Origin of the sequence: Bacteroides sp. ET225 (assembly GCF_024733745.1) — a bacterium.
GTDB classification, from domain to species: domain Bacteria; phylum Bacteroidota; class Bacteroidia; order Bacteroidales; family Bacteroidaceae; genus Phocaeicola; species Phocaeicola excrementipullorum.
The window spans coordinates 13,757-40,390 of sequence record NZ_JANRHN010000032.1 but is presented as its reverse complement, the minus strand read 5'-3'; the positions used below and the strand labels follow the sequence as shown (position 1 = coordinate 40,390).

19 protein-coding genes are annotated in these 26,634 nt (G+C 50.4%); 6 read left to right on the top strand and 13 right to left on the bottom strand.

Annotated features, from left to right (window positions below; all coding sequences use genetic code 11):
* Positions 1-180: 180 nt before the first annotated feature.
* Positions 181-1,410, bottom strand: coding sequence for a 3-deoxy-D-manno-octulosonic acid transferase (locus tag NW212_RS12330; protein ID WP_258338940.1), 1,230 nt, complete (start codon positions 1,408-1,410; stop codon positions 181-183).
* Between the two features lie 10 nt (positions 1,411-1,420).
* Positions 1,421-2,938 carry a glutamate--tRNA ligase gene (gene gltX, locus NW212_RS12325; RefSeq protein ID WP_258338939.1) on the bottom strand — a complete coding sequence of 506 codons (1,518 nt, stop codon included), beginning with the start codon at positions 2,936-2,938 and terminating at the stop codon, positions 1,421-1,423.
* Positions 2,939-3,021: 83 nt separating this feature from the next.
* On the opposite strand from gltX, the gene NW212_RS12320 reads away from it, so the two are divergent.
* The 3 genes from NW212_RS12320 (at position 3,022) to NW212_RS12310 (ending at position 6,709) form a co-directional block, all read left to right on the top strand.
* Positions 3,022-5,079: an HD family phosphohydrolase gene (locus NW212_RS12320; RefSeq protein ID WP_258338938.1), complete on the top strand. Its 2,058-nt coding sequence runs from the start codon at positions 3,022-3,024 to the stop codon at positions 5,077-5,079.
* Positions 5,080-5,180: 101 nt separating this feature from the next.
* Positions 5,181-5,999 carry an AraC family transcriptional regulator gene (locus NW212_RS12315; RefSeq protein WP_258338937.1) on the top strand — a complete coding sequence of 273 codons (819 nt, stop codon included), beginning with the start codon at positions 5,181-5,183 and terminating at the stop codon, positions 5,997-5,999.
* Positions 6,000-6,076: 77 nt separating this feature from the next.
* Positions 6,077-6,709: a DUF362 domain-containing protein gene (locus NW212_RS12310; protein ID WP_258338936.1), complete on the top strand. Its 633-nt coding sequence runs from the start codon at positions 6,077-6,079 to the stop codon at positions 6,707-6,709.
* Between the two features lie 364 nt (positions 6,710-7,073).
* On the opposite strand, the gene NW212_RS12305 is transcribed toward NW212_RS12310, so the two are convergent.
* The 11 genes from NW212_RS12305 to NW212_RS12255 all read right to left on the bottom strand — a co-directional run bounded on the left by NW212_RS12305 (position 7,074) and on the right by NW212_RS12255 (position 21,799).
* On the bottom strand, positions 7,074-8,540 hold the full coding sequence (locus NW212_RS12305) for an MFS transporter (protein ID WP_258338935.1): 1,467 nt from the start codon (positions 8,538-8,540) through the stop codon (positions 7,074-7,076).
* 172 nt (positions 8,541-8,712) lie between these two features.
* Entirely contained in the window at positions 8,713-9,633 is a 921-nt protein-coding gene (gene kduI / locus NW212_RS12300; RefSeq protein ID WP_258338934.1) for a 5-dehydro-4-deoxy-D-glucuronate isomerase, read from the bottom strand.
* A 30-nt stretch (positions 9,634-9,663) separates the two neighbouring features.
* Positions 9,664-11,058, bottom strand: coding sequence for a PTS galactitol transporter subunit IIC (locus NW212_RS12295; protein WP_258338933.1), 1,395 nt, complete (start codon positions 11,056-11,058; stop codon positions 9,664-9,666).
* 325 nt (positions 11,059-11,383) lie between these two features.
* Positions 11,384-11,860: a hypothetical protein gene (locus NW212_RS12290; protein ID WP_258338932.1), complete on the bottom strand. Its 477-nt coding sequence runs from the start codon at positions 11,858-11,860 to the stop codon at positions 11,384-11,386.
* Positions 11,850-12,359: an RNA polymerase sigma factor gene (locus tag NW212_RS12285; RefSeq protein WP_258338931.1), complete on the bottom strand. Its 510-nt coding sequence runs from the start codon at positions 12,357-12,359 to the stop codon at positions 11,850-11,852. Before NW212_RS12285 ends, NW212_RS12290 begins: the two co-directional genes overlap by 11 nt.
* Positions 12,360-12,423: 64 nt before the next feature.
* Positions 12,424-13,197: an acetylglutamate kinase gene (argB, locus tag NW212_RS12280; RefSeq protein WP_258338941.1), complete on the bottom strand. Its 774-nt coding sequence runs from the start codon at positions 13,195-13,197 to the stop codon at positions 12,424-12,426.
* A gap of 19 nt (positions 13,198-13,216) precedes the next feature.
* Positions 13,217-15,109, bottom strand: a complete 1,893-nt coding sequence (gene speA / locus NW212_RS12275) for a biosynthetic arginine decarboxylase (RefSeq protein ID WP_258338930.1) — start codon at positions 15,107-15,109, stop codon at positions 13,217-13,219.
* Between the two features lie 31 nt (positions 15,110-15,140).
* Positions 15,141-15,677 (bottom strand): shikimate kinase, encoded by a 537-nt coding sequence (locus tag NW212_RS12270; protein WP_258338929.1) that lies wholly within the window; start codon positions 15,675-15,677, stop codon positions 15,141-15,143.
* Positions 15,674-18,007, bottom strand: coding sequence for a type I DNA topoisomerase (topA, locus tag NW212_RS12265; protein ID WP_258338928.1), 2,334 nt, complete (start codon positions 18,005-18,007; stop codon positions 15,674-15,676). The genes NW212_RS12270 and topA overlap by 4 nt, the downstream gene beginning before the upstream one ends.
* 361 nt (positions 18,008-18,368) lie before the next feature.
* Positions 18,369-20,837: a bifunctional UDP-N-acetylmuramoyl-tripeptide:D-alanyl-D-alanine ligase/alanine racemase gene (locus tag NW212_RS12260; protein ID WP_258338927.1), complete on the bottom strand. Its 2,469-nt coding sequence runs from the start codon at positions 20,835-20,837 to the stop codon at positions 18,369-18,371.
* Complete coding sequence (locus tag NW212_RS12255) at positions 20,813-21,799, bottom strand: GSCFA domain-containing protein (protein ID WP_258338926.1); 987 nt, start codon at positions 21,797-21,799, stop codon at positions 20,813-20,815. Before NW212_RS12255 ends, NW212_RS12260 begins: the two co-directional genes overlap by 25 nt.
* 80 nt (positions 21,800-21,879) lie before the next feature.
* Here NW212_RS12255 and dxs point away from each other — a divergent pair, with 80 nt between their 5' ends.
* From dxs to NW212_RS12240, 3 genes are all read left to right on the top strand, one after another.
* The gene (dxs, locus tag NW212_RS12250) at positions 21,880-23,787 is read left to right on the top strand and encodes a 1-deoxy-D-xylulose-5-phosphate synthase (protein ID WP_258338925.1); all 1,908 of its coding nucleotides are present in this window, start codon (positions 21,880-21,882) and stop codon (positions 23,785-23,787) included.
* The gene (gene trkA, locus NW212_RS12245) at positions 23,784-25,121 is read left to right on the top strand and encodes a Trk system potassium transporter TrkA (RefSeq protein ID WP_258338924.1); all 1,338 of its coding nucleotides are present in this window, start codon (positions 23,784-23,786) and stop codon (positions 25,119-25,121) included. The genes dxs and trkA overlap by 4 nt, the downstream gene beginning before the upstream one ends.
* 106 nt (positions 25,122-25,227) lie before the next feature.
* Complete coding sequence (locus tag NW212_RS12240) at positions 25,228-26,595, top strand: FimB/Mfa2 family fimbrial subunit (RefSeq protein ID WP_258338923.1); 1,368 nt, start codon at positions 25,228-25,230, stop codon at positions 26,593-26,595.
* The last annotated feature ends 39 nt before the right edge of the window (positions 26,596-26,634 follow it).

Genomic DNA, 26,634 nt, shown 5'->3' with positions numbered 1-26,634 from the left:
TCCGGGATCAACGTAAAAGCCTGAGGGATTCCTCAGCCTACATCCTTATTATTAGATTTTTTTATTTTGAGAGTTATTATTTAAAGCCGGCTGTTTGAACAGTTGATATAACAGAAAAGTCGGCTGGATAGCTATTGAAAGTTCCGGCCGACTTTTGTTGAAAAAATATCGCGTCTGGTCTTATTGCAATTTCTCACTGATCTTTTCCATTATCTTTTTCAGTGCGCCTGCATTTTCGCGCACGTAGGTGTAGGCTGATTTTCCGGTTTCTTTGAGAAACTCCTTGTTCGTTATCAGTCTGTCTGCAAGCTCCTTGAAATCTTCCTTGTCGTGGATTTCAAATCCCCCTTCACAAGCTAAAAGTCCCAGGGCTTCCCTGAATTTTCTGTTGTTGGGGCCGAAAACAACGGGCATGCCATATACAGCCGCCTCCAGCACATTGTGTATGCCAACGCCGAATCCTCCTCCGATATAGGCGATTTCTCCGTACCGGTAGATGGAAGAAAGCAGTCCGAAACAATCGATTATGAGGCAGTCTGCTTCGGCGATTGTTTTTTCATCGGCCTGCGTGTATCTGACAACTTTGCGTGTTATTTTTTCTGTGATTGACTTCAAGTGGCTCTCGTCTATCACATGAGGTGCGATGATGAGCTTTAGTTCAGGATGCGAGTTGAAATAGGGTATGAAGATGTTTTCGTCCGGTTCCCATGAGCTTCCGGCAATCAGCGTGAAAGCATCGCTCTTGAATTTTTCGACCAAAGGCAATTCTTTTGCCCGTTTATAGATTTCGATTACGCGGTCGAAACGAGTGTCGCCAACGATGGTTGTATTGTTCACGCCGATTTTTTTGAGCAGTTCTACCGATATCCGGTTCTGGACAAACAGGTGGGTGAATGTATGCAGCACTTTGCTGTATTTTCTGCCATACCATTTGAAGAATATCTGATCTTCGCGGAAGATAGAAGAAACGCTGTATGTTGGAATGTGCCGGCGGTGAAGCTCGTTCAGATAATTAGTCCAGAACTCATACTTTATGAAAAAAACCATATAAGGCTGTGCCAGTTCGATGAACCGTCTGGCATTGTGAGGCGTGTCAAGAGGGAGGTAGCAGGTGATGTCGGCCCCTTTGTAGTTCTTTCTCACTTCGTAGCCTGATGGAGAGAAGAAAGTCTGAAGAACCTTATATTGCGGGTAGTTCCGCTTGATTTCTTCTATCAGCGGCCGTCCCTGCTCGAATTCTCCCAGCGAGGCCGCATGAAACCAAAGATACTTTTCCCCCTTTATGATATTTCTTTCCAGAATGGCGAAAGCTTCCTTTTCTCCTTTTTGCATCAAGGAAACTTTTTTGTTGAAGGGTGCAGCCATTCTGACTGCACCTGCATATATGTGTATAGCTAAATTATAAATCATGTCGTCCGGATTATTTGAGCACCTCAATGGCACGGCGCATGCGCTGTATCGTTTCTTCTTTGCCCAGTACTGCTGAGATGTCAAACATGTGCGGTCCTTTTCCTTCTCCTACCAGCGTTAGCCGGAAAGCGTTCATGATATTTCCCAGGTGGTAGCCTTTGTCTTCAATCCATTTCATGACCACTTCTTCCTGATGGGCCAGCGAGAAATCGTCAAGTGATTCGAGCAGGTCTGCCAGTTCGGTCATTCTTTCGGCAGAATCCTCTTTCCAGCGTTTCTTTACTGTCTTTTCATCGTAGGCTGCAGGTGCTACGAAAAAGAACTTGCATGTGTCCCAAAGCTCGTTGATGAAGCTTACCCGTCCTTTCATCAGTCCTACAACTGTCACCACCTTGTCCATCGGCGCATGAATGCCGTGTTCTTCGAGAACAGGTGCGAACATGGATGCAACTTCCTCGTTGCTTTTCATCAGGATATATTCGTGGTTGAACCATTTGGCCTTTTCATAGTCGAAGCGCGCTCCGGCCTTGCTGCACCGGTGCAGGTCGAATTGTTTCACCAGCTCGTCCATCGACATGATTTCCTGGTCGTTTCCCGGATTCCATCCCAGAAGTGCGAGGAAGTTGATGACAGCTTCCGGCAGGTAGCCCGATTCGCGGTATCCTGAAGAAACCTCTCCGGTTTTCGGGTCGTGCCATTCGAGCGGGAATACCGGGAATCCCAGCCGGTCGCCGTCGCGCTTGCTCAGTTTCCCGTTTCCTTCGGGCTTCAGCAGCAGCGGAAGATGGGCGAACCGGGGCATCGTGTCTTCCCATCCGAAAGCACGGTATAGCAATACGTGCAGCGGTGCCGACGGAAGCCATTCTTCTCCGCGTATGACGTGTGAAATCTCCATCAGGTGGTCGTCTACGATATTTGCCAGATGATAGGTCGGCAGTTCGTCGGCTGATTTGTAGAGCACCTTGTCGTCCAGGATTGACGAATTGATGACCACGTCGCCGCGGATGATGTCGTTTACATGAACTTCTTCGTCCGGTTCGATCTTGAAGCGCACGACGTATTGTTTGCCTTCGGCTATCAGCCGGTTCACTTCATCTTCTGGCAGCGTGAGCGAGTTGCGCATGGCGTTGCGCGTAGAAGCGTCGTACTGGAAGTTCGGGATTTCCTTCCGTTTGGCTTCCAGCTCTTCCGGCGTGTCGAAAGCAATGTAGGCTTTTCCGTTGTCGAGCAAGACCTTCACATATTTCTTGTAGATCTCGCGTCGTTCCGACTGACGGTAAGGGCCGCAGTTTCCTCCAAAGCTGACGCCTTCGTCAAATTCGATTCCCAGCCATTTGAATGATTCCAGTATATATTCTTCCGCTCCCGGAACGAAGCGGTTTGAATCGGTATCTTCTATGCGGAAAACCAGATCTCCGCCATGTTGTCTTGCAAACAAATAGTTATACAGAGCGGTGCGTACACCGCCGATGTGCAGTGCGCCAGTCGGACTGGGCGCAAAACGGACTCTTACTCTTCTTTCTGACATAATGGACTTTTCTAAAAATACATCGCAAAAATAATCTAAATTTCCCGTTTTTTTCCTTATTTTGCGGTAAAATATCCTTGCCGATGAAAACTTTATCGTCAGAAAAAAACTTCTCTTACCGGGAGTTTCTTTATAAATGTGTCATATTTGCTGTCACATTGTCGGTTATCGTTTACTTTTTGCCGCGTGAAGGCAAATTCAATTATCAATTTGACATCAACAAGCCATGGAAGTATGGCTTGCTTCAGGCGTCGTTCGATTTCCCGATATATAAGCCTGATACTGAGATGCAGAAGGAGCAGGACAGTATCATGAAGCGGTATGTCCCTTATTTCCAGCTGGACAAGAGCGTTGGCGAGTCGATGATTGCCAAGTTCAGAAAGGATTATGCCGAGAATCTGAAGACGATCATTCCCCATCCGGCTTATGAGCGGCATATTGAAAATGCGCTGAAGAACATTTATTCGGCGGGGGTCATCGCTTCGAACGACCTGGCGCTGCTGGACAGGGATTCGGTTGCAAAGATACAGGTGATAGACCGAAACATGTCGAAGCAGGAGGCGGTGTCGGACGTGTTTACTTTCAAGCAGGCTTATGAAAAGCTGATCGGGGCAGATACGGTGCGTTACCGGAAATCGCTTTTGCAGAAATGCAATCTGAACGATTATATCACGCCCAATCTCACGTATGACGCCGAACGGTCTGAAACGGCGAAGCAGGAGCTGTTCCGCGAGCTTTCGTGGGCAAACGGATTCGTCATGAACGGCCAGAAAATCATTGACCGCGGCGAGATTGTGGATGAAAACACTTACAACATCCTTAAGTCGCTTGAAAAAGAGTGGGACAAAAGAAGCGAAACCGTCACAGAAAAGCGGCTGACGCTGCTGGGGCAGCTGCTGTTTGTCGCCATACTTGTGGGATGCTTCATGACATACCTGGAACTGTTCCGCCACGATTATTACAGCAAGCACCGGTGTCTTGCACTGCTGTTCATCATCATTACGGTTTTTCCGGTCATCACTTCCTTGATGATGGAACAGTCGTTGCTGAGCATCTATGTCGTTCCGTTTGCCATGATTCCGATGATTATCCGTATATTTCTGGATTCGAGGACGGCGTTTATGGCGCATGTGATTACGGTTCTTTTATGCTCTGTCTGCCTGCGCTCGCCCCATGAGTTTATCTTGTTGCAGACGCTGGCCGGCATGGTGGGAATATACAGCCTGCGCGAGCTTTCGCAGCGTTCCCAGCTGCTGCGCAGTGCGGTTCTGGTTGCCTTTTCGTATGCGGTGATGTATCTGGCTCTTGATCTGATCCATGTCAGCGAATGGGAGCAGCTGAACACGCGCATGTATGTCAATTTCTTGCTCAACGGCGCGCTGCTGCTGTTCACCTACCCGCTGCTGTTCATCCTGGAGAAACTTTTCGGATTCACTTCGAATGTAACGTTGGTAGAGCTTTCAAACATAAACAACAAGCTGATGAGGGAGATGTCGGAGGTTGCTCCCGGAACTTTCCAGCATTCGTTGCAGTTGGCCAATCTCACGGCAGCGGCAGCTAACCGTATCGGAGCCGACAGCCAGCTGGTGCGTACGGGAGCCATGTATCATGACATCGGGAAAATGCTGAACCCCGTCTTCTTTACGGAAAACCAGTCGGGAGTGAACCCCCACGACCAGCTGAGCTACAAGCAGAGCGCGCAGATCGTGATTAACCATGTGACAGACGGCATGAAGCTGGCAGACAAGAACAATCTGCCTCAGGTGATAAAGGATTTCATACGGACGCACCACGGGAAAGGGCTGACGAAATATTTCTACATTTCTTATAAGAACGAACATCCGGATGAGGATGTGGACATGTCGGTGTTCCGCTATCCCGGACCGAATCCCTTTACCAAGGAGCAGGCCATATTGATGATGGCTGATTCGGTGGAAGCGGCTTCAAGAAGCCTGCCTTCGTACACCGAAGACAGCATATCCTCGCTGGTCGACAAAATTGTAGATGCCCAGGTGCAGGAGGGCTACTTCAAGGACTGCCCGATAACGTTCAGGGATATTGAAACGGTGAAGACGGTGTTCAAGGAAAAGCTGAAGACAATGTATCATACGCGCATCCAATATCCGGAACTGAAGAAATAGGCCGGTCTGCAAGACCCGTATTCCCGCCTCTTCGGGTATTGAAGGCAAGAATCGAAATGCAAAAGAATATGCCGCAACAGCTTCCACAGCACAAAGCTTTTATGCTTTCGGATTTTGGAGTGCGTCTTCGCAGAATCGCTCCTCCGCAGACCGGCAGCGGACCTGTGGCTTATGCCCATCAGGACGACTATTATATTGTCGGTCTGGTGGAAAAAGGGACGGGGCGCGGCATCATAGATTTCAAGGAATGCAGCTTTGCCCAAGGCGAAGTGTTTCTCATACAGCCGGGGCAAGTGCACCGTTTCATCGGTTCGGAAGATGCAGAAGGATGGATGCTTTTTGCTGACAGCAGCTTTGTCGGAAGCGAGGAAAAGAATATCTTCGACAATTTCCTTCTGTTCGCTCCGGCGGTGAAGATCGACGAGAGGCGGATGGGCGAACTGAAACAGCTTGCAGGCATCCTTGCGGGCAGAGTGGACTGCATCACGGGTGAGCAGGCCAAAGCAACGGCAAGGCGGCTGGCGGAAACTTTTATCGGCATTGTGGCAGAAGCCGTGCAGGAGGCCGGTTTGAATCGGGCGAGGCATAGCCGCAGGCATGTTGAAATCGTCTTGTCGTTCCGCAGCCTGCTTGCCGGACACCTTGCCGCAAACCGCTATCCCTCGTATTATGCCTCGATGCTGAACATTTCGCCTGTATATCTGAATGAGGTGGTGAAAGAAGTCACGGGGATGAGTGCCAGCTCATATATCCGCAATGAAATGGTATTGCAGGCCAAACGGATGCTTGTCTACACCGGCCTTTCTGTCAAGGAGATATCCAACCGCCTCGGCATCGAAGACTGTGCCTATTTTTCCCGCCTGTTCACATGGACAACCGGCCTGCCTCCAAGCCTCTTCAGGCAAAAGAACCTTGAATAGTCCAAGTGCTTCCTCGCTCTGTCTATCTTCCTTTTGCGCTGGTCTGCCTAATTTTGCAGCAAAAAAAGGAGGGTGAGATGAAAAGAACGGAAACAAAGTATGTCGCGATGGATCCATGCCGCTGTGTGGCATGCTGGAAGTGTGTGGATCAATGTCCGCGGAATGTGATCGGCAAGGCCGACTTTTTATGGCACAGGCATGTGGCATTTGAAAATGCGGATGGCTGTATCGGTTGCGGCAAATGTGTGAAGACCTGTCCTAACGGTGTGTTTTTCAGGCCGGATGAAGCGGATCCTGTCCGTCGGGAGAGCAGGAGCGTGTTGTTCCGTATGGAGCGGTTGCAGCCATTGGCTTTTCTGGCATCAGCCGTAACCGGTATCGGGCTGCATGTTGCCGGACATGGAGCCGGGCATGAGTTGTGGCACAATTGGGGAGTGGCGCATGTGCTGGCCAGCCTTCTTTGGCTTTTGTCTGCGGGGATTCATCTCAGGCGGCACGGGGACTGGTATAAAAAGCTTGTTTTACGGGGCATCGCTAAAAAAGAGTGGGCAACTCTTGTCTTGTCGGCTGTTTTTCCGGCGGTGACGGTTACGGGCGTCGTACTTTTATGCTGTGTCGACGGACCGGATTCTGCTGCTGGATTGTGGCACTATCAGCTCGGCATCCTGTTGCTGCTTTTTTCTTTGTTTCATGCTTTCCGCCGGAGATAGCGGGAGTGCATTTCTTTGCAGAGAGGCATCAGCTTGTCGGTGCGGTGTCTGAATGAATGTGTCCGGATGTCTTAAGAATGCCGGAAGAATTCGTCAGAAACTGTATTCCACATCGTGGAATGTAGAAACGACACTGTGGAATGTGCAAACCACGGTGTAGAATATAGAAACCGAAGTGTGGAATAAAGTTTTTTGCCGGTATCAGACTTCTTTGTCAGGGATTTCCGGCTTTGGCGCAGTGCTTCGCGGCTTATTCTTTCGCGCACTTATAGATGAAAAGAGTGGGGCCGCCTTGAAAAGATTGCAGTCCTTTCATGAGCGGCCTCACTTTGCTGTTTGTCGGTGAGCTTTTAGGAACGTAGCCTTACAGCTTGACCAGCTTGTATTTCGGTACAAACGCTTTCATTACGCACCACGCCAGCAGATAGGCTACGGCGCAGATGCAGAAAATGATGAAGTAGCCTGCCTCTTTGCCTTCAAATCCCATGAATGTCAGATGCGTCTTTGCCGCATAGTCAAACAGCATCCCCGATCCCATGTTGATGAGAAACGAACTGACTCCGCCCGCCATGCCGTTGATTCCGGTAATGGTGGCCATGGCATTTTTAGGGAACATGTCGCTTCCCACCGAATAGAGGTTGGCCGACCATGACTGGTGTGCAGCTCCGGCTATGCCGATGATGATGATCGGGAACCAGCAGGAGATGCTTCCGAGGGGCTGTGCAAAGAGTGCGAGCACCGGGAACACTGCAAAAATCAGCATGGCCTGCATACGTGCCGCATACGGGTTTTTCCCCGTCCTGTTGATGATGATGCTCGGAAGCTTCCCTCCGAAGATTGAAAGCATGGTGATGGCGTAGAGTACAAATATGAGCATTTGTGCCATGCTGCTGTCCGACGAGTAGCCGTATACGTCGGAAATGTAGGCGGGAGTCCAGAAGAGGAAGAACCACCATACGCCGTCGGTCATGAATTTTCCCAGGGTGATAGCCCATGTCTGCCGGTAGGTGAAGCATTTCCATAGCGACAGTTTCGGTCCGTTTTCGCCGGTCTGCGGCGATTCTTGTGCCGGTTCGCTGTCTTTGTCCTGCTGTATGTATGCCAGTTCGGCAGCATTCACGTGCGGATTGTTTTCGGGCTTCTTGTATACGAACACCCAAAGCCCCATCCAGATAAATCCCAGTCCTCCGATTATGACGAATGCCATTTCCCAGCCGTTGCCGACACCGATTCCCTGGAAGTAGCTGGCCAGCGTGGGGATGCTGACAGGAGCTATCAAGGCTCCCACCACGGCTCCTGCATTGAATATTGCTGTCGGGAACGCCCGGTCTTTCTTTGGAAAGTATTCTGCCGTAACCTTGACCGCAGACGGAAAGTTGCCCGCTTCTCCTATGGCCAGTATGATGCGTGCTGCTATGAAATAATACACGCTGGTGATTGCTATGGTCGATGCGATCCCTCCCGAAGCGGCGATCATGCCTGTCACGTCGCTTATGCCGAGTGACATTTCGGTAGCCCATCCGCACAGGGCGTGCAGGCATGCGCCCACAGACCAGATGGCGATGGCCCATAAATATCCTTTCCGGCTTCCCAGCCAGTCGATGAAACGTCCGGCAAAGAGGTTGGCGATGGCATAGACCAAGGAAAATACGGCCGCTATTGTTCCGTAGTTTGTGTCAGTCCAGTGAAATTCGGGTGCGATAAAGTCTTTCCAGGTGAGAGAAAGTACTTGTCTGTCAAGGTAATTGACTGTTGTTGCGAAAAAGAGCATGAAACAGATTATCCATCTGTAGTTCGTCTTTTTCCCGTCTGTTCTTTCGAGTGCATTCATGATAAAAGATATTGGTTGTGTATTCTTCTGTTCCAGATTGCGTCTGGTCGGCAAAGGTTGTCCGGACATGCAGGTTTGGATGGGGCATTCAAAAAAGAGAATCTCTGAAGATTCTCCTCAAAGATTCTCTTTTTGTTTATGCAAGTATCCTTCCGTTACCTGCATGGCTGCATTATTTCATTTCTGTGTAAGGAATCTTGTCCATGTCATTGTAGTCCAGATTCTCTCCGGCCATACCCCAGATAAACATGTAGTTGCTTGTTCCGGCTGCTGCGTGGATTGACCATTCCGGCGACATGATAGCCTGTTCGTTGGCCATCCATACCAGGCGTTCTTCCTGGGGCTGTCCCATCAGGTGGCAGATCATGTTTCCTGCGGGCACGTTGAAGTAGAAGTATGCTTCGATGCGGCGGCTGTGAGTGTGAGCCGGCATGGTGTTCCATACGCTTCCCGGCTTCAGTTCGGTCAGTCCCATTTGCAGTTGGCACGGGCCTTCTTCAAGCACGTTGTTTACAATCAGCTGGTTGATTACGCGGTCGTTGCTTTCTTCCATTTTTCCTGCAGGGAAAGAGTTGGCCTTCAGCGAGCCTTTGCGTCCGTCGATGGTGATCAGCTGAGTCTTGTAGGCTTTATGCGCAAGTGCAGAGTTGATGTAGAATTTTGCAGGCTTGCTGGCGTCCTTGCTCTTGAAGGTAACCTTCTGGTTGCCGCGTCCTACATACAGGGCTTCCTTGAATCCCAGCTGGTATTCTTTGCCGTCTACGGTAACGATGCCTTCGCCGCCGACGTTGATTACGCCCAGCTCGCGGTTATATAAGAAATAAGGAGCTTTCAGTGCGTCGAATGTATCGAGCGACAGCTCTTTTGTTGCCGGAACAGCTCCTCCGAAGATGAAGCGGTCGTACATGGAATAAGTCAGGTTGATCTGGTCGGCAACCATCACTTTTTCCATCAGGAAGCTGCTGCGCAGTCTTTGAGTATCATACGTTTTTACATCAAGCGGATGACATGCGGTCTGCATGCGTACATTAACTTGAGCGTTTGCTGCAAGAGCGGCTACGCCCAGCATCATTGCGATTGCAAATTTTTTCATAAGCTTTTTATTGTTATTGTTGGTTAGTTTTCATTCGTTGTCAAGATGCTTTGCTTCTTTGATGATACGGGTGCGGTTGTAGATTGCCATGCCGAGCGCAAGGATGACGAGGACGGCTGAACCTACCCATTTGAAGCTGTATACCGCATGGAAGATAAGCCATGAGAAGAGGCTTGAGGCGAAGTCGAGGGCACCGCCGTGGAATCCGTCAGGAATCTGTACGGCAGCGTCGCCTGTTCTTACAAACACATCCTGGGCGGCCTGAGTGAAGAAAGGAGCCAGGTCTGTCACGAAGTACAGTCCCACTACCAGTCCTACCAGTCCGATGATGAATGTTTTCAGCACATTGCCTTTTGTTATAGGCAGAACGGCGGGGAACAGATAGAACATGCCGGCCAAAGAAGCCAAAGGAAGAAACTGGTTGCCCGGGAGCACGACAGAGAGGAACAGTGCAACGGGTATCAGGAGCAGCGATACGACCAGTGTGGTCGGGTGTCCGATAACCAGTGCCGGACTCATGCCGATGTTCAGGTTCGCGCTGTTCTTGAATTTGCGGGCCACAAGTTCGCGTGTAGCGTCTGAGATGGGACGCAATCCTTCGATGAACAGCGATGTGATGCGTGGAATCAGCTCCATAACGGCTCCCATCTTGATGCCCAGTCCCAGAATGGCAGGGATTCCGTCAACGAGTTCGTCTGTGTTTTTGCATGCCAGTGCTCCGATGGCGCAGCCCACAATCACTCCCAGAAAGAGCGGGTCGCCCATGATGCCGAACTTGCGCTTCATGCCTTCCGCGTCAATGTTCAGCTTGTCAAATCCCGGAATCTTGTCCAGCACCTTGTTGATGACCAGCGCAAAGGGCACGAATCCCTGGCAGAAAGGCTGCGGAATGGAGATTCCGTCCATCTTGTCATAATATGACTGGAATTGCTTGCAGGTCAGGTCGGCCATCACCAGCGTTATGATGTAGCAGATGATAGCGGCAAAGAATCCCCACCAGATGTTGTCGGACGCGAAGTAAACCACCGCTCCGATGAAGGCGAAATGCCAATAGTTCCAAAGGTCGATGTTGACTGTTTTTGTAGTTTTTGTCAGAAGCATCAGGATGTTTATCCCCAGGCAGACAGGAATGATGAACGCTCCCACCGAAGTGTTATATGCCACCGAAGCTGCTGCCGGCCATCCCATGTCAAAGATTTGAAGGCTCAAGCCGTAAATTTCCGTCACTTTCTTCAACGGTTCCCCCAAACTGCTTGTAAGCAGTGCCGTAACAACAGAAAGTCCGACGAATCCGACTCCAACAAGAAGACCGCTTTTCAGCGCTTTCCCGAATTTGATTCCAATACATACCCCCAGAATAGTAAACAAAATAGGCATCATTACGGCAGCTCCCAGCCCAATGATATAACTAAATACTTGTTCCATCTTTTCCTTTTTTTCTTTTTTAATTTATGGATTTTAAGTTAATGATATTTTCATGCACTGCCAAAAATAGTGCCTTTTATTCAAATATGCAATTGAAAGTCAAATTATTTCAAAACTTTACCTATTAAATAACATTATTTTGTTATCGCACACGGAAAATGAGATTCGCCAAATAAAAAAGGATTACTGCTCACGCGGTAATCCTTTTTTTATTTGAGTTAGTAAATCAAATAGAGAGAATTGAAACTTCACAGCCTCGTTTGGTGTTTTAATTAATTTTTATAAGCACTAACTGTTTATATAAAAGCAAATGAAAAATGTTCGTCTATTGCTTGTGCTCCCGTTCCACCTTCGGTTTGCTGGCGGTGCCGGGAATGATGGATTTCAGCGAATCGCCTTCGTAAGCGACCTGAGGGTTGTCCGAGCGGTTGTCAAACTGGTCATAGATGTAGACTATCTCGTTCGAATCGCTGTAGGCCGCATATTTTACCAGCCCTCCCAGTGTGAGCAGCAGGCACAGCATGGCGGCTGCCTTGAACAGAGGCATGAACCGTGTATAAAGTGTCAGATGGCGTGCCTTGACTACCGGACGTTCAATCTCTTGCAGAATCCGCTGGTCGAAGTCCTCTCCCAACTTCACGTCTTCAGCCTTTTTCTGGTAGGAGAACAGGGGCTGATAGGTACGCAGGTGCAACGGTATTTCTTTCTGTTGAAAGAAAATGCGCAGAATCTGTTCTTCTTCAGCCGAAGTTTCGCAGTTCCAGTAGCGTTCCAGAAGTTGTTCAATGTACTTATAATCCATAATTGTTTATTTCTGTCATTTTACTTTTGATATGCTGGCGGGCTCTGAAGAGGTTCACTTTTACCTGCTCTTCGCTTATTTCCAGTATATCGGCTATTTCCTTATAGCTTTTGCCTTCAATGTCCCTGAGCTGGATGATTGTCCGCTGCTTTTCGGGAAGTCCGTTTATCAGCCGGTGCACGAGCCGGAGCTGCTCATCGCGCTCAAGTTCTTTCTCAGGAGTCAGCGCATCGGGCATTTCCTGCGTTTCGGATGTCAGCTCAACGTTCCGTGCTTCCATCTTCTGGCTTCGGTCGATGGCCAGATTGCGTGCGATTGTCAGGCAATACGCTTCAGCCGAATCTACGTTGGCCCATTCATCACGTTTGTTCCATACCCTGATCAATGTGTCCTGAACAATGTCTTCCGCCTCAGCTCTGTCGAGCGTGATGCGTAATGCCAGCCTGAAGATTTTGTCTTTCAGCGGCAATATATCGTTTCGGAAACTGATCTCATGCATTGCTTTCTATAATGAAGACGGGTGAGTGGCAGAAAAGTTACACTCACCCGTTGTTTTTTTTGAATTATTTTTTGACGGTAGTTCCGCCGTTCTGTCCGATTGCTTTTGCAGAAGTGATTATAACCTCTGTTACTCCGGCATTTATGGCTTCGAAGGCATTCTCAAGCTTGGGTATCATTCCTTCTTTGATGATTCCTTCTTTTACGTATTGCCGGAAAAGGTCGGGAGTCAGTACGGGAATGACGCTGTTGTCGTCGCTTTCATCGCTGAGGACGCCCCTTTTTTCGAAACAGTACACAAGCGTTACGTCAAAAAAGCCTGCCAGCGCCTTGGCTGTTTCTCCGGCAATGGTGTCGGCGTTGGTGTTGAGAATCTGTCCTTTGCCGTCGTGTGTGAGCGGAGCCATCACCGGTATCACATTTTTCCGGATGAGTCCGGCCAGTGCTTCGCCATCCACCTTCTTCACGTCGCCTGCATATCCGTAGTCAATGTCCTTTACCGGGCGTTTGACAGAACGGATGACATCCATATCCGCTCCTGTCAGTCCGATGGCATTCACGCCTCTGGCCTGCAGTCCGGCTACGATGGTTTTGTTTACCAGTCCGCCGTACACCATTGTGACCACTTTCAGCGTTTCGGCATCGGTTATCCGCCTTCCGTTGACCATTTTGCTTTCAATTCCCAGCTGCGCTGCGATCTGTGTTGCGGAACGTCCGCCTCCGTGTACCAGCAGCTTGTGTCCGGGAAGCAGGGAGAAGTCATTCAGCAGTTGGCTGAGTGTATCGGCCTCTTCGACGATTTTTCCGCCTACTTTTATGACAGTCAGTTTTTCTTTCATCGTTGTATGCACCTTTATGTTATTCCAGATAGGTATATCCATACAGTCCCGAGCGGTAGTTGGCAAGGAACTCTTTTCCTTCTTCCAGCGAGATTTTGCCTTCTTTCACCGACTTGGTGACCCAGGTTTCAAGCGTGCGTACCAGTTTCTTCGGGTTATACTGCACGTAATCGAGCACTTCCGCCACCGTTTCGCCGTCGATAACCTGGTCGATGGTATAGCCTTTTTCGTTCACGCTGACGTGCACTGCATTCGTGTCGCCGAACAGGTTGTGCATGTCGCCCAGAATTTCCTGATAGGCTCCTACGAGGAAGACTCCGATGTAGTATGATTCCTTGGCCTTGATCGAGTGAACCGGCAGGTCGTGCGACACGTTGCGTGTGGACACGAAGTTCGCGATTTTGCCGTCAGAGTCGCATGTGATGTCCTGCAGTGTCGCCGTACGGTCCGGCCGTTCGTCGAGCCGCTGTATCGGCATGATGGGAAATATCTGGTCGATGGCCCATGAGTCCGGCAGGGACTGGAACAGCGAGAAGTTGCAGAAATACTTGTCGGCAAGCAGCTTGTCGAGATTCCGGAACTCGTCGGGAGCATGTTTCAGTCCCGATGCGATCTGGTTGATTTCCCGCGTTACCGACCAGTACATCCGTTCGATCTGGGCGCGTGTCTTCAGGTCTACGATGCCGTGGCTGAACAGGTCGAGGCTTTCCTCCCGAATCTGCTGGGCATCGTGCCAGGCTTCCAGCATCCGGCTTTGGTTCAGGTTGTCCCAGATTTCATACAGTTCATGAACCAGTTCGTGGTCGTCGGGGCTTACTTCAAACTCTTCATCCATCGAAGGGAGCGAAGCCGTTTCCAGTACTTCGAATATCAGCACAGAATGGTGCGCAGTCAGAGAGCGTCCGCTTTCCGTGATGATGTTCGGGTGCGGGATTCCGTTTTTGTTGCTTGCGTCTACCATGATGGAGATCGAGTCGTTCACATATTCCTGAATCGAATAGTTTACGCTGCTTTCGCTGTTCGAAGAGCGTGTCCCGTCATAATCCACTCCCAGTCCTCCGCCGATGTCTACGAACTCCACGGGGAATCCCATGCGGTATAGCTGCACATAAAACTGCGAAGCCTCTCGCAGTGCAGTCTTTATGCGCCGTATCTTTGTCACCTGGCTGCCTATGTGGAAATGAATCAGCTTCAGGCAGTCCTGCATTTTCTTTTCTTCGATGAAGTCAAGCGCTTCCAGCAGTTCGCTTGACGTCAGTCCGAACTTGCTTGCATCTCCTCCGCTTTCTTCCCATTTTCCGCTGCCTGAGGATGCCAGCTTGATCCGGATGCCTATGTTGGGCCGCACGTTCAGCTGCTTTGCCATTTTTGCGATCAGGCGCAGCTCGTTCAGCTTTTCTACAACGAGAAAGATCCGTTTCCCCATCTTCTGTGCAAGCAGAGCCAGCTCGATGTAGCTTTCGTCCTTATATCCGTTGCAGATGATGAGAGAGTCAGAATCTGTATTGATGGCAATCACTGCGTGCAGTTCGGGCTTCGAGCCGGCCTCCAGTCCCAGATTGAATTTTTTCCCGTGGCTGATGATTTCTTCGACTACCGGCCGCATCTGGTTTACTTTGATGGGGTAGATGATGAAGTTTTCTGCATTGTAGCCGTATTCCTCCGCTGCCAGTTTGAAGCAGTTGGATATCTTTTCGATACGGTTGTCAAGAATGTCAGGGAAGCGTACCAGCATGGGGGCGGTTACATCCCGGAGCTGGAGTTCATCGACCAGTTCCTTCAGGTCGACGGCTACTCCGTCTTTTCTTGGTGTTACCACTACATGACCTTTGTCATTGATACTAAAGTACGAAACGCCCCACCCCGTGATGTTGTAGAGCTCTTCTGAATCTTCAATACGCCATTTTCTCATTTCACAACATAGTCTATATTTATACTGTATCTTAAATTGTTTGGTTGTTAAGCAGCTGGTCTAAAAGTTTTACAGACCTTTCAATCTGCCGGTGACTTTCAAGCTGTTCTGCATTGAAATGGTATTTAGCCTGCAGGTAATAGGGCAGACGTTGGCTGAGTGCCGAATTTATCGTTTCGGTCAGTTCGTCGTCTGTCTTGTCTGCCAGCAGCGGACGTTTCATTTTCGCGATTTTAAGCCGGCGGAACAGGACTTCCGGGTTTACGTCCAGAAATACGGTTGTTCCGACGCTGTTCATGTACGGCATGTTGTCGAAGAAGCATGGAGTCCCTCCTCCGCAGGCGATAACTACGTTTTCAAACTCTCCGACCTCATGCAGCATGGCCCGTTCGATTTCGCGGAAGCCTTGTTCCCCCTTTTCCGCAAACAGTTCGTTGATTGTCTTGTGCATCCGTCCTTCCACGTACCAGTCGAGGTCGATGAACTCCAGGCCGCAAGCTTGGGAATAAGCCTTTCCGAGCGTGGTTTTTCCCGACCCCATATAGCCGATTAAAAAGATTCTTTTCATTTCTTTTTGGCTTTGGCGCTTTTGGCTTTCCTGTTTTCCGCCTTCTGATTCTGAAGCTCGATCACCTTGAAGCATGATTCGATGCTCAGGTAAGCAGGATCGATGTTTTCCGGAATCTTGTAGTTCTTTTTCTGGTAAGAGATGTAAGGGCCGTAGCGTCCGTTCAAGATCTGCAGGTCCGGATTTTCATCGAACGTCTTGATGACCCGTTTGGCTTCGGCTTCCTGTTTCTCTTTCAGCAGTTCCTGTGCATCCTCCAGTGTGATGCCCATCGGATCCATCGTTTTTGGGATGGATACATATTTGTTGTCATACCGGATGTAGGGTCCGAATCTTCCTACTCCCACCGTCACTTCTTTGCCTTCGATTTCTCCGAGCGAACGGGGCAGTTTGAACAGGTCGAGCGCTTCTTCCAGCGTGATGGTTTCGAGCGAGTGCTCCTTGTTCAGCTGTGCGAATCTCGGCTTTTCTTCGTCTTCCGAGGTGCCTATCTGTGCAACGGGTCCGAATTTCCCGATCTTGACCGACACCTGTTTCCCGCTGGCGGGATCGGTTCCAAGTATCCGTTCGCCCACTTTATGCTCGCTTTTTGTAGCGAGGGTATTTTCTACATAAGGATGGAACTTCGTATAGAATGTATCCAGCATGTCTGTCCATGGCTTTTCCCCTTCGGCCACTTCGTCGAATTCCTTTTCAACCTTGGCTGTAAAGTTGTAGTCCATGATTTGCGGGAAATACTGCAGCAGAAAGTCATTGACCACGCATCCCACATCGGTTGGGATGAGCTTTGACTTTTCGCTGCCGGTAGTTTCTGTCTGGCTGGTTTCGCGGATGGAGTTCTTGACAAGGCTCAATACCTGGTATGGACGTCTGACTCCTTCTTTGCTTCCCTTTTCCACATAGCCTCTCTGCTGGATTGTGGAGATTGTCGGGGCATAAGTTGAGGGGCGTCCGATGCCCAGCTCTTCCAGCTTGCGCACAAGGCTGGCTTCTGTGTACCGTGCCGGCGGCTGCGTGAACCTTTCTACCGCTGAAATTTCTTTCTGCGCTACTTCCTGTCCTTTCTTCAGGGCGGGCAGAAGACGGCTTTCGTCTTCCTGTTCGTTGTCATCGTCGTACGATTCTTTGTATACGCGCAGGAATCCGTCGAATTCTACGGTTTCTCCCGTAGCCACAAACTTGTCATTGTTGTTGGATATACTGATGGTTGCCGTTGTCTTCAGAAGTTCTGCATCCGCCATCTGCGAGGCCAGCGTCCGTTTCCATATGAGTTCGTAAAGACGCTGCTCCTGGCTGGTCCCGTCGATTGTTTCGTTCTGCATATAGGTCGGCCGGATGGCTTCGTGCGCTTCCTGCGCCCCTTTGGTCTTGGTTGCGTACTGGCGCGTGTGCACGTATTTTTCGCCCATGAGCGAAATGACGGTTTCGCGGCTTGTGCCCAATGCCAGTTCCGAAAGGTTGACAGAGTCGGTACGCATATACGTTATCAGTCCGCTTTCATACAGCCGCTGGGCCAGCCTCATGGTCTGCGCCACGGTGTAGCCCAGTTTCCGGGCTGCCTCCTGCTGGAGCGTAGAAGTTGTGAAAGGCGGAGCCGGCGATTTCTTTACGGGTCTTGTCACGATGTCTTCGATCGAGAATTTCGCTTCCTTGCATTTTTCGAGAAAGGCGCGCGCTTCGTCTTTTGTCTTGAAGCGCTGGTTCAGGGTAGCGCGGATTTCCGCTCCTTCCGCATTCTGGAAAACGGCGATCACCTTATAGGATGCTTCGCTGACAAAGGCGTGTATTTCCCGTTCGCGCTCGACGATGAGCCGGACGGCTACAGACTGCACGCGTCCGGCCGACAATGCCGGCTTTATTTTCCTCCACAGCACGGGCGAAAGTTCGAAGCCCACGATGCGGTCGAGCACGCGCCGTGCCTGCTGGGCATTTACGAGATTGATGTCTATGTTCCGGGGATGCTCGATTGCTTTCAGAATCGCGGATTTGGTAATTTCATGGAATACAATTCGTCTGGTCTTTTCCGGATTCAGTTTCAACACCTCATACAAATGCCATGATATGGCTTCCCCTTCGCGGTCTTCATCGGATGCAAGCCATACCATGTCGGCTTTTTTTGCTTCGCTTTTCAGTTCTGCCACAACTTTTTTCTTGTCATCCGGTATGACATAAATCGGTTTGAAGTGATCGTTGATGTCGATACTGAATGCCTTTTGCTTCAAGTCGCGTATATGTCCGTAACTTGACATAACTTTGTAGCCTGCTCCCAAGAATTTCTCAATTGTTTTGGCTTTTGCCGGGGACTCTACTATAACTAAATTGTTTTGCATGATGTTTTTTTGTACTCCATTATGATTTGGGGACAAATGTAGGAAAAAATTTAGAACATCTGTGAAAACGGGTCCCGAAAATAACTTTTCTTCGGATAACTGCGGCCTGCCGGACTGGGGGAGGGATGCCTTGGAGAACCGCTGCTGCGTGTTCCATAAGGCTGGCCGATCTGTGTGGAGAGGCATGGCTTCGTTCGCAAAAACTTTATCTCCAGCCTGAAGATCTGTATCCTCAGGCTGGAGATATATATCTTTAGGCTGGAGATTCATATCTCCAGGTTAGAAGTATGGGCTTATTCTGCGCCGGTCCGTTTTTTCTGCGGACTGAAAAAAGTTGGACTCCATTTCGGCGGAAGCCGGATCAGTCTTGGAAATAGACTCGTTTCACCCGGTTTGATACGCTTGTAAGAATTTCGTAGGGAATCGTGTCCAGAATATCTGACAAGACGGTGACAGGCAGTTCATTGCCGAAGATGACAGCTTTGTCACCCTCTTTGCAGTCGATGTCCGTTACGTCAATCATGCACACGTCCATGCAGATGTTTCCCACATACGGCGCTTTCTTGCCGTTGACGATGCAGTAGGCGTTTCCGTTGCCCAAGTGGCGGTTCAGCCCGTCTGCATAGCCGATTGGTATGGCGGCGATGCGCGAATCCCGTTTCAGTATCCCTTTGCGGCTGTAGCCTACGGTTTCTTCCGCCGGCACATCATGTATTTGCAGGATAGTTGTTTTCAGCGTGGTGACATTGTGGAGGATGTTGTTGGTGTAAGGGTCTACTCCATAAAGTCCGATGCCCAGGCGGACCATGTCGAATTGCGCTCCGGGGTAGCGTTCTATTCCGGCAGTATTGCAGATATGGCGCAGTATCTTGTGTCTGAATCCGTCCTGCAAGATTTGTGAAGCCTTTTCAAACGTTTCGATCTGCTGTCGCGTGAACGGGTCGAACTTTTGCGAATCGCTCCCTACAAGGTGTGAGAATACAGACCGCGGAATCACTGCCGTCTGCTTGTGGAGCCGTTCGACCAGTTGGGGGATTTCTTCGGGGGAAAATCCCAGCCGGTGCATTCCCGTGTCGATCTTGATGTGGATCGGGAAGTTGGTAACCCCTTCTCTTTCGGCGGCCTTGATCAGTTCTTCAAGCAGGTGGAAGCTGTAAACCTCCGGCTCCAGCCTGTAGTCGAACATGGTCTTGAAAGCTGTCAGTTCCGGATTCATTATCATGATGGCGCTGCTTATGCCTGCCTTGCGCAGGTCGGCGCCTTCATCGGCCACTGCAACGGCCAGATAGTCCACGCGCTGGTCTTCGAGTGTTTTCGCCACTTCAAACGAGCCGGCTCCGTAGGCTGAGGCTTTTACCATGCATACAATTTTTGTTTCCGGATTCAGCTTGTTGCGGTAATGGTTGAGGTTTTCAACGAGGGCGCTGAGGTTGATTTCCAGAATCGTTTCATGCACCTTCAGCTCCAGCTGGTCGGTTATTTTGTCGAAATGGAAGATGCGCGCCCCCTTGATCAGCACGACTTCGTTCCGCAGGCTGTTCAGCAGCCCGGAATCGAGCAGTTCGGCTGTTGTCTGGAAAAAGTTCTTTTCGATGTCAAAGCGTCCGGACGCCGCTGATATTTCCTTGCCCACTCCGATGATATGGTCCACCTTCCTGCTGTGCACCAGATCGGCAATCTGCCTGTAGAGCAGCTTGCTGGTTTGTCCGCTTTCGAGCATGTCCGACAGGATGAGTGTGCGCTTGCGTCCTTTGTCTTCAGAACGCCGGGCCATGAAATCGAGTGCAATATCAAGCGAAGCGAAGTCCGAATTGTAGCTGTCGTTGATCAGGATGCAGTTGTTTTTCCCCTCCTTCACCTCAAGGCGCATGGCTATCGGCTCGAGGTGCAGCATCCGTCTGGCTATTTCGTCGGGCTGCACCATCAGATAGAGGGCTGCAGCCAGGCAGTGCAGCGAATTTTCAATGGATGCCTCGTCGATGAAAGGTATTCTGTATTCCTTGAAGAAGCCTAGGTATCTGTATTTTATTGTCGTTCCCGTATCGTCTTTCAGAATCTTCTCGATGAAAAGCGGGCGTTCCACGTCTTTGGTAGACCAGGCTATCTCGCGGGCCGTGAAAAGAGATTTTGCCACACAGTTGCTTATCAGTTCGTTGTCGCCGTTGTAGATGATCACGTCGCAATCCTTGAAAAGCTGCAGTTTCTCCATGCATTTGTCCTGGAGTGACGGGAAGTTTTCCTGATGGGCGCCTCCGATATTGGTCAGGATTCCTATTGTAGGCTGGATGATGGGCCTAAGCGTTTCCATTTCGCCCATTTCAGAGATGCCTGCTTCGAAGATTCCCACCTCTGTGTGTTCGTTCATCAGCCATACAGACAGCGGAACTCCGATTTGTGAATTATAGCTGCGCGGTGAACGGGTGACCACTTTGTCCGGGCTGAGGAGCTGGTAGAGCCATTCTTTGACCACCGTTTTCCCGTTGCTTCCTGTGATTCCTATTGTGGGGATCTGGAATTTCTCGCGGTGCCTGGCGGCAAGTTTCTGCAACGCTTTTAGCGGATTCGCTACTTTCAGAAAGTTGGAGCCTGCGAATTTGCCGGCGGTTTCTTCCGGCAGTTCGCTCACTACAAAGTTGCGCACTCCCCGCCGATGCAGGTCGGCTATGTATTTGTGTCCATCGTTGCGCTTGGTTTTCAGTGCGAAGAAAAGGGTTTCTTCAGGGAAACACAATGAGCGGCTGTCGGTAAGTATCCAGTCGATTGTAGCCGGTCTGTCACCGATGCGTTCTGCTCCGATGGCTGCGATTATTTCTTCAATAGAGCTTGACATGTTTGTTCTTCATTTTGGACATCTAAGTACGGAAATTTTTCTTTTAGATCTCTTATCTTTAACAGTATTTGACTAACAAATTTGCGGTAAGTGTCCGATTGGGGATTGAACGGGCGGTGGTCAAGGCCTTTACGGATGCTTTCCCATTGTTTGATGAATGACAATGCGGGGCCGCTCAAATAAGTTCCGGAGAATTGCTCCCAGATATAGTCGGTTGCCAGCTGGCTGGGATGGAGCATGTCGTCGGCGTAGAAGCGGTAGTCCCTCAGTTCGTCCATCATGATTTCGTAGGAAGGGAAATAGTAGCAGAACGGCAGCCGTGCGCAAAGTTCGTTGATGGCAAGCAGCAAGGTGGCTTTGCTGAGCTGGTTGCCGTGCATCCCGTCTTTGGCATGGCGGATCGGGCTGACGGTAAACAGCATTTTCATGTTGGGGCTGTCCGCATGCAGGCTGTTCAGCAGGTCTTCGTAGACTGTGACGATTTCGTCGGTGGCAAGCAGCCTGCGCGAGAACATCCGCTCAGGGAGTTTGTGGCAATTCCCAACAATCTCTCCGTTTTCATTCCATGAATAGACTCTGGCTGTTCCCCATGTGAAAATGAGCCAGGATGCCTGTTCCAGGTATTCCATGCCCTTTTCTATCCGTGTGTTTATGTTCTGAAGGCATTGTTCCCGGTCGGGCGAATTGAACGAGCTGTGGTGCATGAGGCTGAACCAGACGTCTTTTTCATGCATCAGGTCGTCGGGCGTATAGCGTTTTCTGCAGATCAGCTGCTTGACGGCTTTTGCTATCGAGAGCGGGTTGTAAAGAACCCCGAAAGGATTGGTGTCGCACTGGAATTTGTTGTCGAGCAATCGCTTCCCTATATTTTCTGCAAAACAAGACCCCCATACCATCAGCTTGTCCGAATGGGCAATCTGCGGGTGGTCGGAGGGCATTTCAACTGTCGTCCTGAACTCCATAGATAGAAAATTTGGTGCAAATGTAATATTTAATATATATTTATGTTATTTTTGTGCGATAAAAGTTTAATGAATTTGGAATGGAACAACAAGTATCGCACGATTTGTTGAAGAGAATAGACAGTCCCGGTGATCTGAGGGAGCTGCCGGTCAGCCTGTTGCCTGAAGTGTGCAGTGAACTGAGGGATATGATTATAGATGAACTGTCGCGTAATCCGGGACATCTGGGCTCCAATTTAGGTTCCATCGAACTGACTGTGGCCGTTCATTATGTCTTCAATACACCGTATGACCGTATCGTCTGGGATGTAGGGCATCAGGCCTACAGCCATAAGATACTGACGGGACGGCGTGACCGCTTCTGCACGAACCGCAAACTGAACGGACTTTGTCCTTTCCCTTCTCCTGCCGAAAGCGAATACGACACGTTTACGTGCGGACATGCGTCCAACTCCATTTCCGCGGCATTGGGCATGGCTGTGGCTGCTGCCGGAAAAGGGGAGGACGACCGCCATGTGGTGGCAGTGATAGGCGACGGCTCGATGAGCGGCGGACTGGCTTTTGAAGGACTTAACAACGTGTCTTCTATCCCGAACAATCTGCTGATCATTCTCAATGACAACAACATGGCCATCGACAGAAGCGTGGGCGGCATGAAACAGTATCTGCTGAACCTGCACACGTCGGAAGGCTACAACCGTTTCCGTAACCTGTTGTCGCGCAAGCTTTACAATTGGGGTGTGCTCAATGAGGAACGGCGGAAAAGCTTGATACGTTTCAACAACAGCTTGAAATCGATGCTCATGCAGCAGCAAAATATATTTGAAGGGCTGAACATCCGCTATTTCGGCATCGTGGACGGACATGATGTGGGGGCGCTGGTAAGGGTGCTTAAGGAAATAAAGGATATGAAGGGTCCTAAACTTCTGCATGTGCATACCCGGAAAGGAAAAGGATACGGGCCTGCGGAAGAGTCGGCAACTGTTTGGCATGCTCCCGGACTCTTTGACAAGGAAACGGGCGAGCGGATTGTAAAGGATACGGAGGGGCAGCCTCCCTTGTTTCAGGAGGTTTTCGGAAATACGCTGCTGGAACTGGCGCGCCAAAACGACAAGATAGTCGGGGTTACTCCTGCCATGCCTACAGGCTGTTCGATGAATATCCTGATGAAGGAAATGCCCGGACGTGCTTTCGACGTGGGAATTGCAGAGGGACATGCGGTGACGTTTTCCGGAGGCATGGCGAAAGAAGGACTGCTTCCTTTCTGCAATATCTATTCCTCGTTTATGCAGCGGGCATATGACAATGTCATACATGACGTGGCCATACAGAAGCTGAACGTCGTGCTTTGTCTTGACAGGGCGGGGCTTGTGGGTGAAGACGGTCCTACGCATCATGGGGTGTTCGACCTGGCTTATCTGCGTCCTGTTCCGAATCTGACAATAGCTTCGCCTTATGACGAACACGAATTGCGGAAGCTGATGTATACGGCACAGCTTCCCGGCAAAGGTCCGTTTGTCATCCGCTATCCGAAAGGACGCGGTGTGCTTGTTGACTGGGAGTGTCCGCTGGAAGAGATTGAAGTGGGACGGGGGCGCAAGATGAAGGACGGGACGGATCTGGCCGTGATTACGCTCGGGCCAGTTGGAAACGATGCTGCCAGGGCGTTGGCACGTGCTGAGCAGGATACGGGACTCAGCGTGGCGCATTATGACCTCCGCTTCCTGAAGCCTCTGGACCAGGATATGCTTCATGAGATCGGACGGAACTTCAAGCGGATCGTTACGGTTGAGGACGGAGTGCTGATGGGAGGCATGGGAAGCGCTGTGCTTGAGTTCATGTCAGACAACGGATATGCTCCGAATGTGAAACGCCTGGGCATCCCGGACTGCTTCGTGCAGCACGGAACGGTGCAGGAGCTTCGGAAAATTTGCGGGATTGACGAAACTGGAATATATAACGCGATAATTCAGATGTTGGATCAATGAAAATCATTATAGCCGGGGCAGGGGCGGTGGGAACTCACCTTGCCAAACTTTTATCGGGAGAGAAGCAGGACATTATTCTGATGGACGAAGATGAAAGGAAGCTGGATGCATCGGGAGGAAACCTTGACCTGATGACAGTCAACGCTTCGCCTACATCCATCAGCGGACTGAAAGAGGCTGACGCGGCGGGTGCCGACCTGTTTATCGGGGTAATGCCCGACGAAAGCCGCAACATGACGGCTTGTATGCTGGCTGCCAGTATGGGAGCAAAGAAGACCGTGGCCCGGATAGACAACTACGAATATCTCTTGCCCAAGCACAAGGAGTTTTTTGCGAAACTGGGAGTGCATTCGCTGATTTATCCCGAAATGCTGGCGGCGCGCGACATTGTTGACGCTGTGAAGATGAGCTGGATCAGGCAATGGTGGGAGTTTGCCGGAGGAGCATTGGTGCTGATCGGCACACGGATGGGCGAGGCGGCAGAAATACTGAACGTGCCTTTGCATGAGCTGGGAGGAAGAAACATTCCTTTCCATATCGTTGCTGTCAAACGGGGGGCGGATACGATTATCCCCCGCGGTGACGACATGATCAAGCTGAATGATATCGTTTATTTTACCACCACCAAGAAATACATTCCTTATATACGGAAGATTGCGGGCAAGGAAAACGAGGCCGATGTGAGAAATGTCATGATTATGGGAGGAAGCCGCATCGCCGTGCGTACCTGCCAGTATCTTCCCGACTATATGCGCACGAAGATCATCGAGAGCGATCTGAACCGTTGCAACCGTTTGACAGAGCTGGTGGACGACGGGGTGATGGTGATAAACGGCGACGGACGGGATATCGGCCTGCTGCAGGAAGAAGGGATACGCAATACGGAAGCTTTCGTCGCTTTGACGGGAAACTCTGAAACCAACATCCTGGCTTGTCTTGCCGCCAAGCGTCTTGGGGTTGTCAAGACGGTGGCGGAGGTGGAGAATGTGGATTATATCGGCATGGCTGAAAGTCTGGATATCGGTACGGTCATCAACAAGAAATTCATTGCGGCCAGCCATATCTACCAGATGATGCTTGATGCGGATGTGTCAAATGTGAAGTGTCTGACAGTCGCAAATGCCGATGTTGCCGAGTTTACGGTCAAGGCCGGATCGAGAATAACAAAGGCGCCGGTCAAGGATCTTGGCCTTCCCAAAGGTGCTACCATCGGCGGACTGATCCGGAATGGAGAAGGTGTATTGGTTACGGGAAATACGATGATCCGGGAGAACGACCATGTGGTTGTCTTCTGCCTGGGCATGATGATCAAGAAGTTGGAGAAGTATTTCTGAAATGTATGATTCGGGGGCTGGCCGCATACCGGCTCCCGGCAAGCAAAACTTTGCCGGATAAGTGTACGGCTTGGCGTCCTTAGCGTTTCTTCTAGAAAAAAGTCTTATGAAACAGCTATGTAGTTTGCTTTTCGCGGCATTCGGGACGCTTTGCCTTCTGGGCGGCTGCGGAGGCTATCAGCCGGAAGATGGCAGTGAAGGTTCGCAGTCCGGCAATTGTCTTGTGAATCTGGAATTGGGGAATGCTGAAATTTTCCCGTCAGTCTATCCGCTGGATATCTATCTTTTTGATTCGCGGAACCAGTGTGTGTATGATCGCACGGTATCGTCCGTATCTGAAATTCCGGTGTTTGACCTGTCTGCCGGAAGTTATCAGTTGTCTGTGTTTTCCGGACTGTCGTCCGGTGAATATGTGCTTCCGCTGGAAGTGCATCCCCGCCAGTACCTGACTTTTGCCAAGGACTGCTGTGCGGATGTTCCTCTGATTGCAGGGAGGAGCCGTCTTCTGCTGGAGAAAGACACCGGTGTTTCGGTGACGCTTTCCTATGCGGTCGCAGCCCTTTATTTTTCGTTCCCTTTCTTTCCTTCTGATGTATCGGAGGTTACGCTGCACATATCTCCGGTCAGTTCGGGCATTTCCTTGGGCGGAGATCTCAGCAACGACTACAGTCTGGCTGCTGTCGCTTGTGAGAAGAAGGGCGGCTCCTGGATTGCAGGACCTGTCTATGTGTTTCCTGCCGACGCTTCGCGTGTACACTTGTCGGTCAAATTGAAGCAGGGAGGTGCTGAAAAGATTTACGGCTATGATTACAACTCGTCCTTTGAGTCCGGCAAGGTCTATCGTTTCGCCGGAAAAGAAGACGGAAAAATCGAGATCGGGGGAGAGTCGCCTGTGGAATCATGGGAAACGGGTGTGGACGTGGAACTGGACTTGGGGGACTTTGAGATTGAATCGGAAGAGGACTGGGAGAAGCCGGAAGATGGGGAGGATGATGGCGGACAGCAGAAACCGGATTCGGGTGACGGAACGGTCCTTTACTCGGAAGTGCTTCCTGAAGCAGAGGCTGTGTGGGGGCCTTTTTACGCTTGGAAAGTCGTTCCGCTGTCTGCAAATAGCGTGGAGGCCACATTGCTTGCTCCCCGCCAGTGGTTGGCCAGGACTGATGATGCCCGTTCAATCTGCGGAAGTTATGAAGAAGACGGGATAGGGGGATGGAGGCCCTTTACCTTGGATGAGGCAGAAGCGTTTCGCGACCAGTACTCGGCGACGCTTCTCGAGTTGAGCGACTTTCTGGAGGATCAGGGATTTGATCCTTTCAACAAGTATGATCTGAGGTATTTGTGTGCTGATTTCAGCAAGACGTTCAGCTTTGAGAACACACGGATCTTAAATGCCGGGAAAACGGTCAAGTACGGGCTGAGGCTTGTAAAGGTCGTGCGTGTGGAAAAAGCGAAGAAAGAGGCCGCCCGTTGATGAACGAAGGTTCCGCCGGGCTCCTCTTTCCGGAAGGTG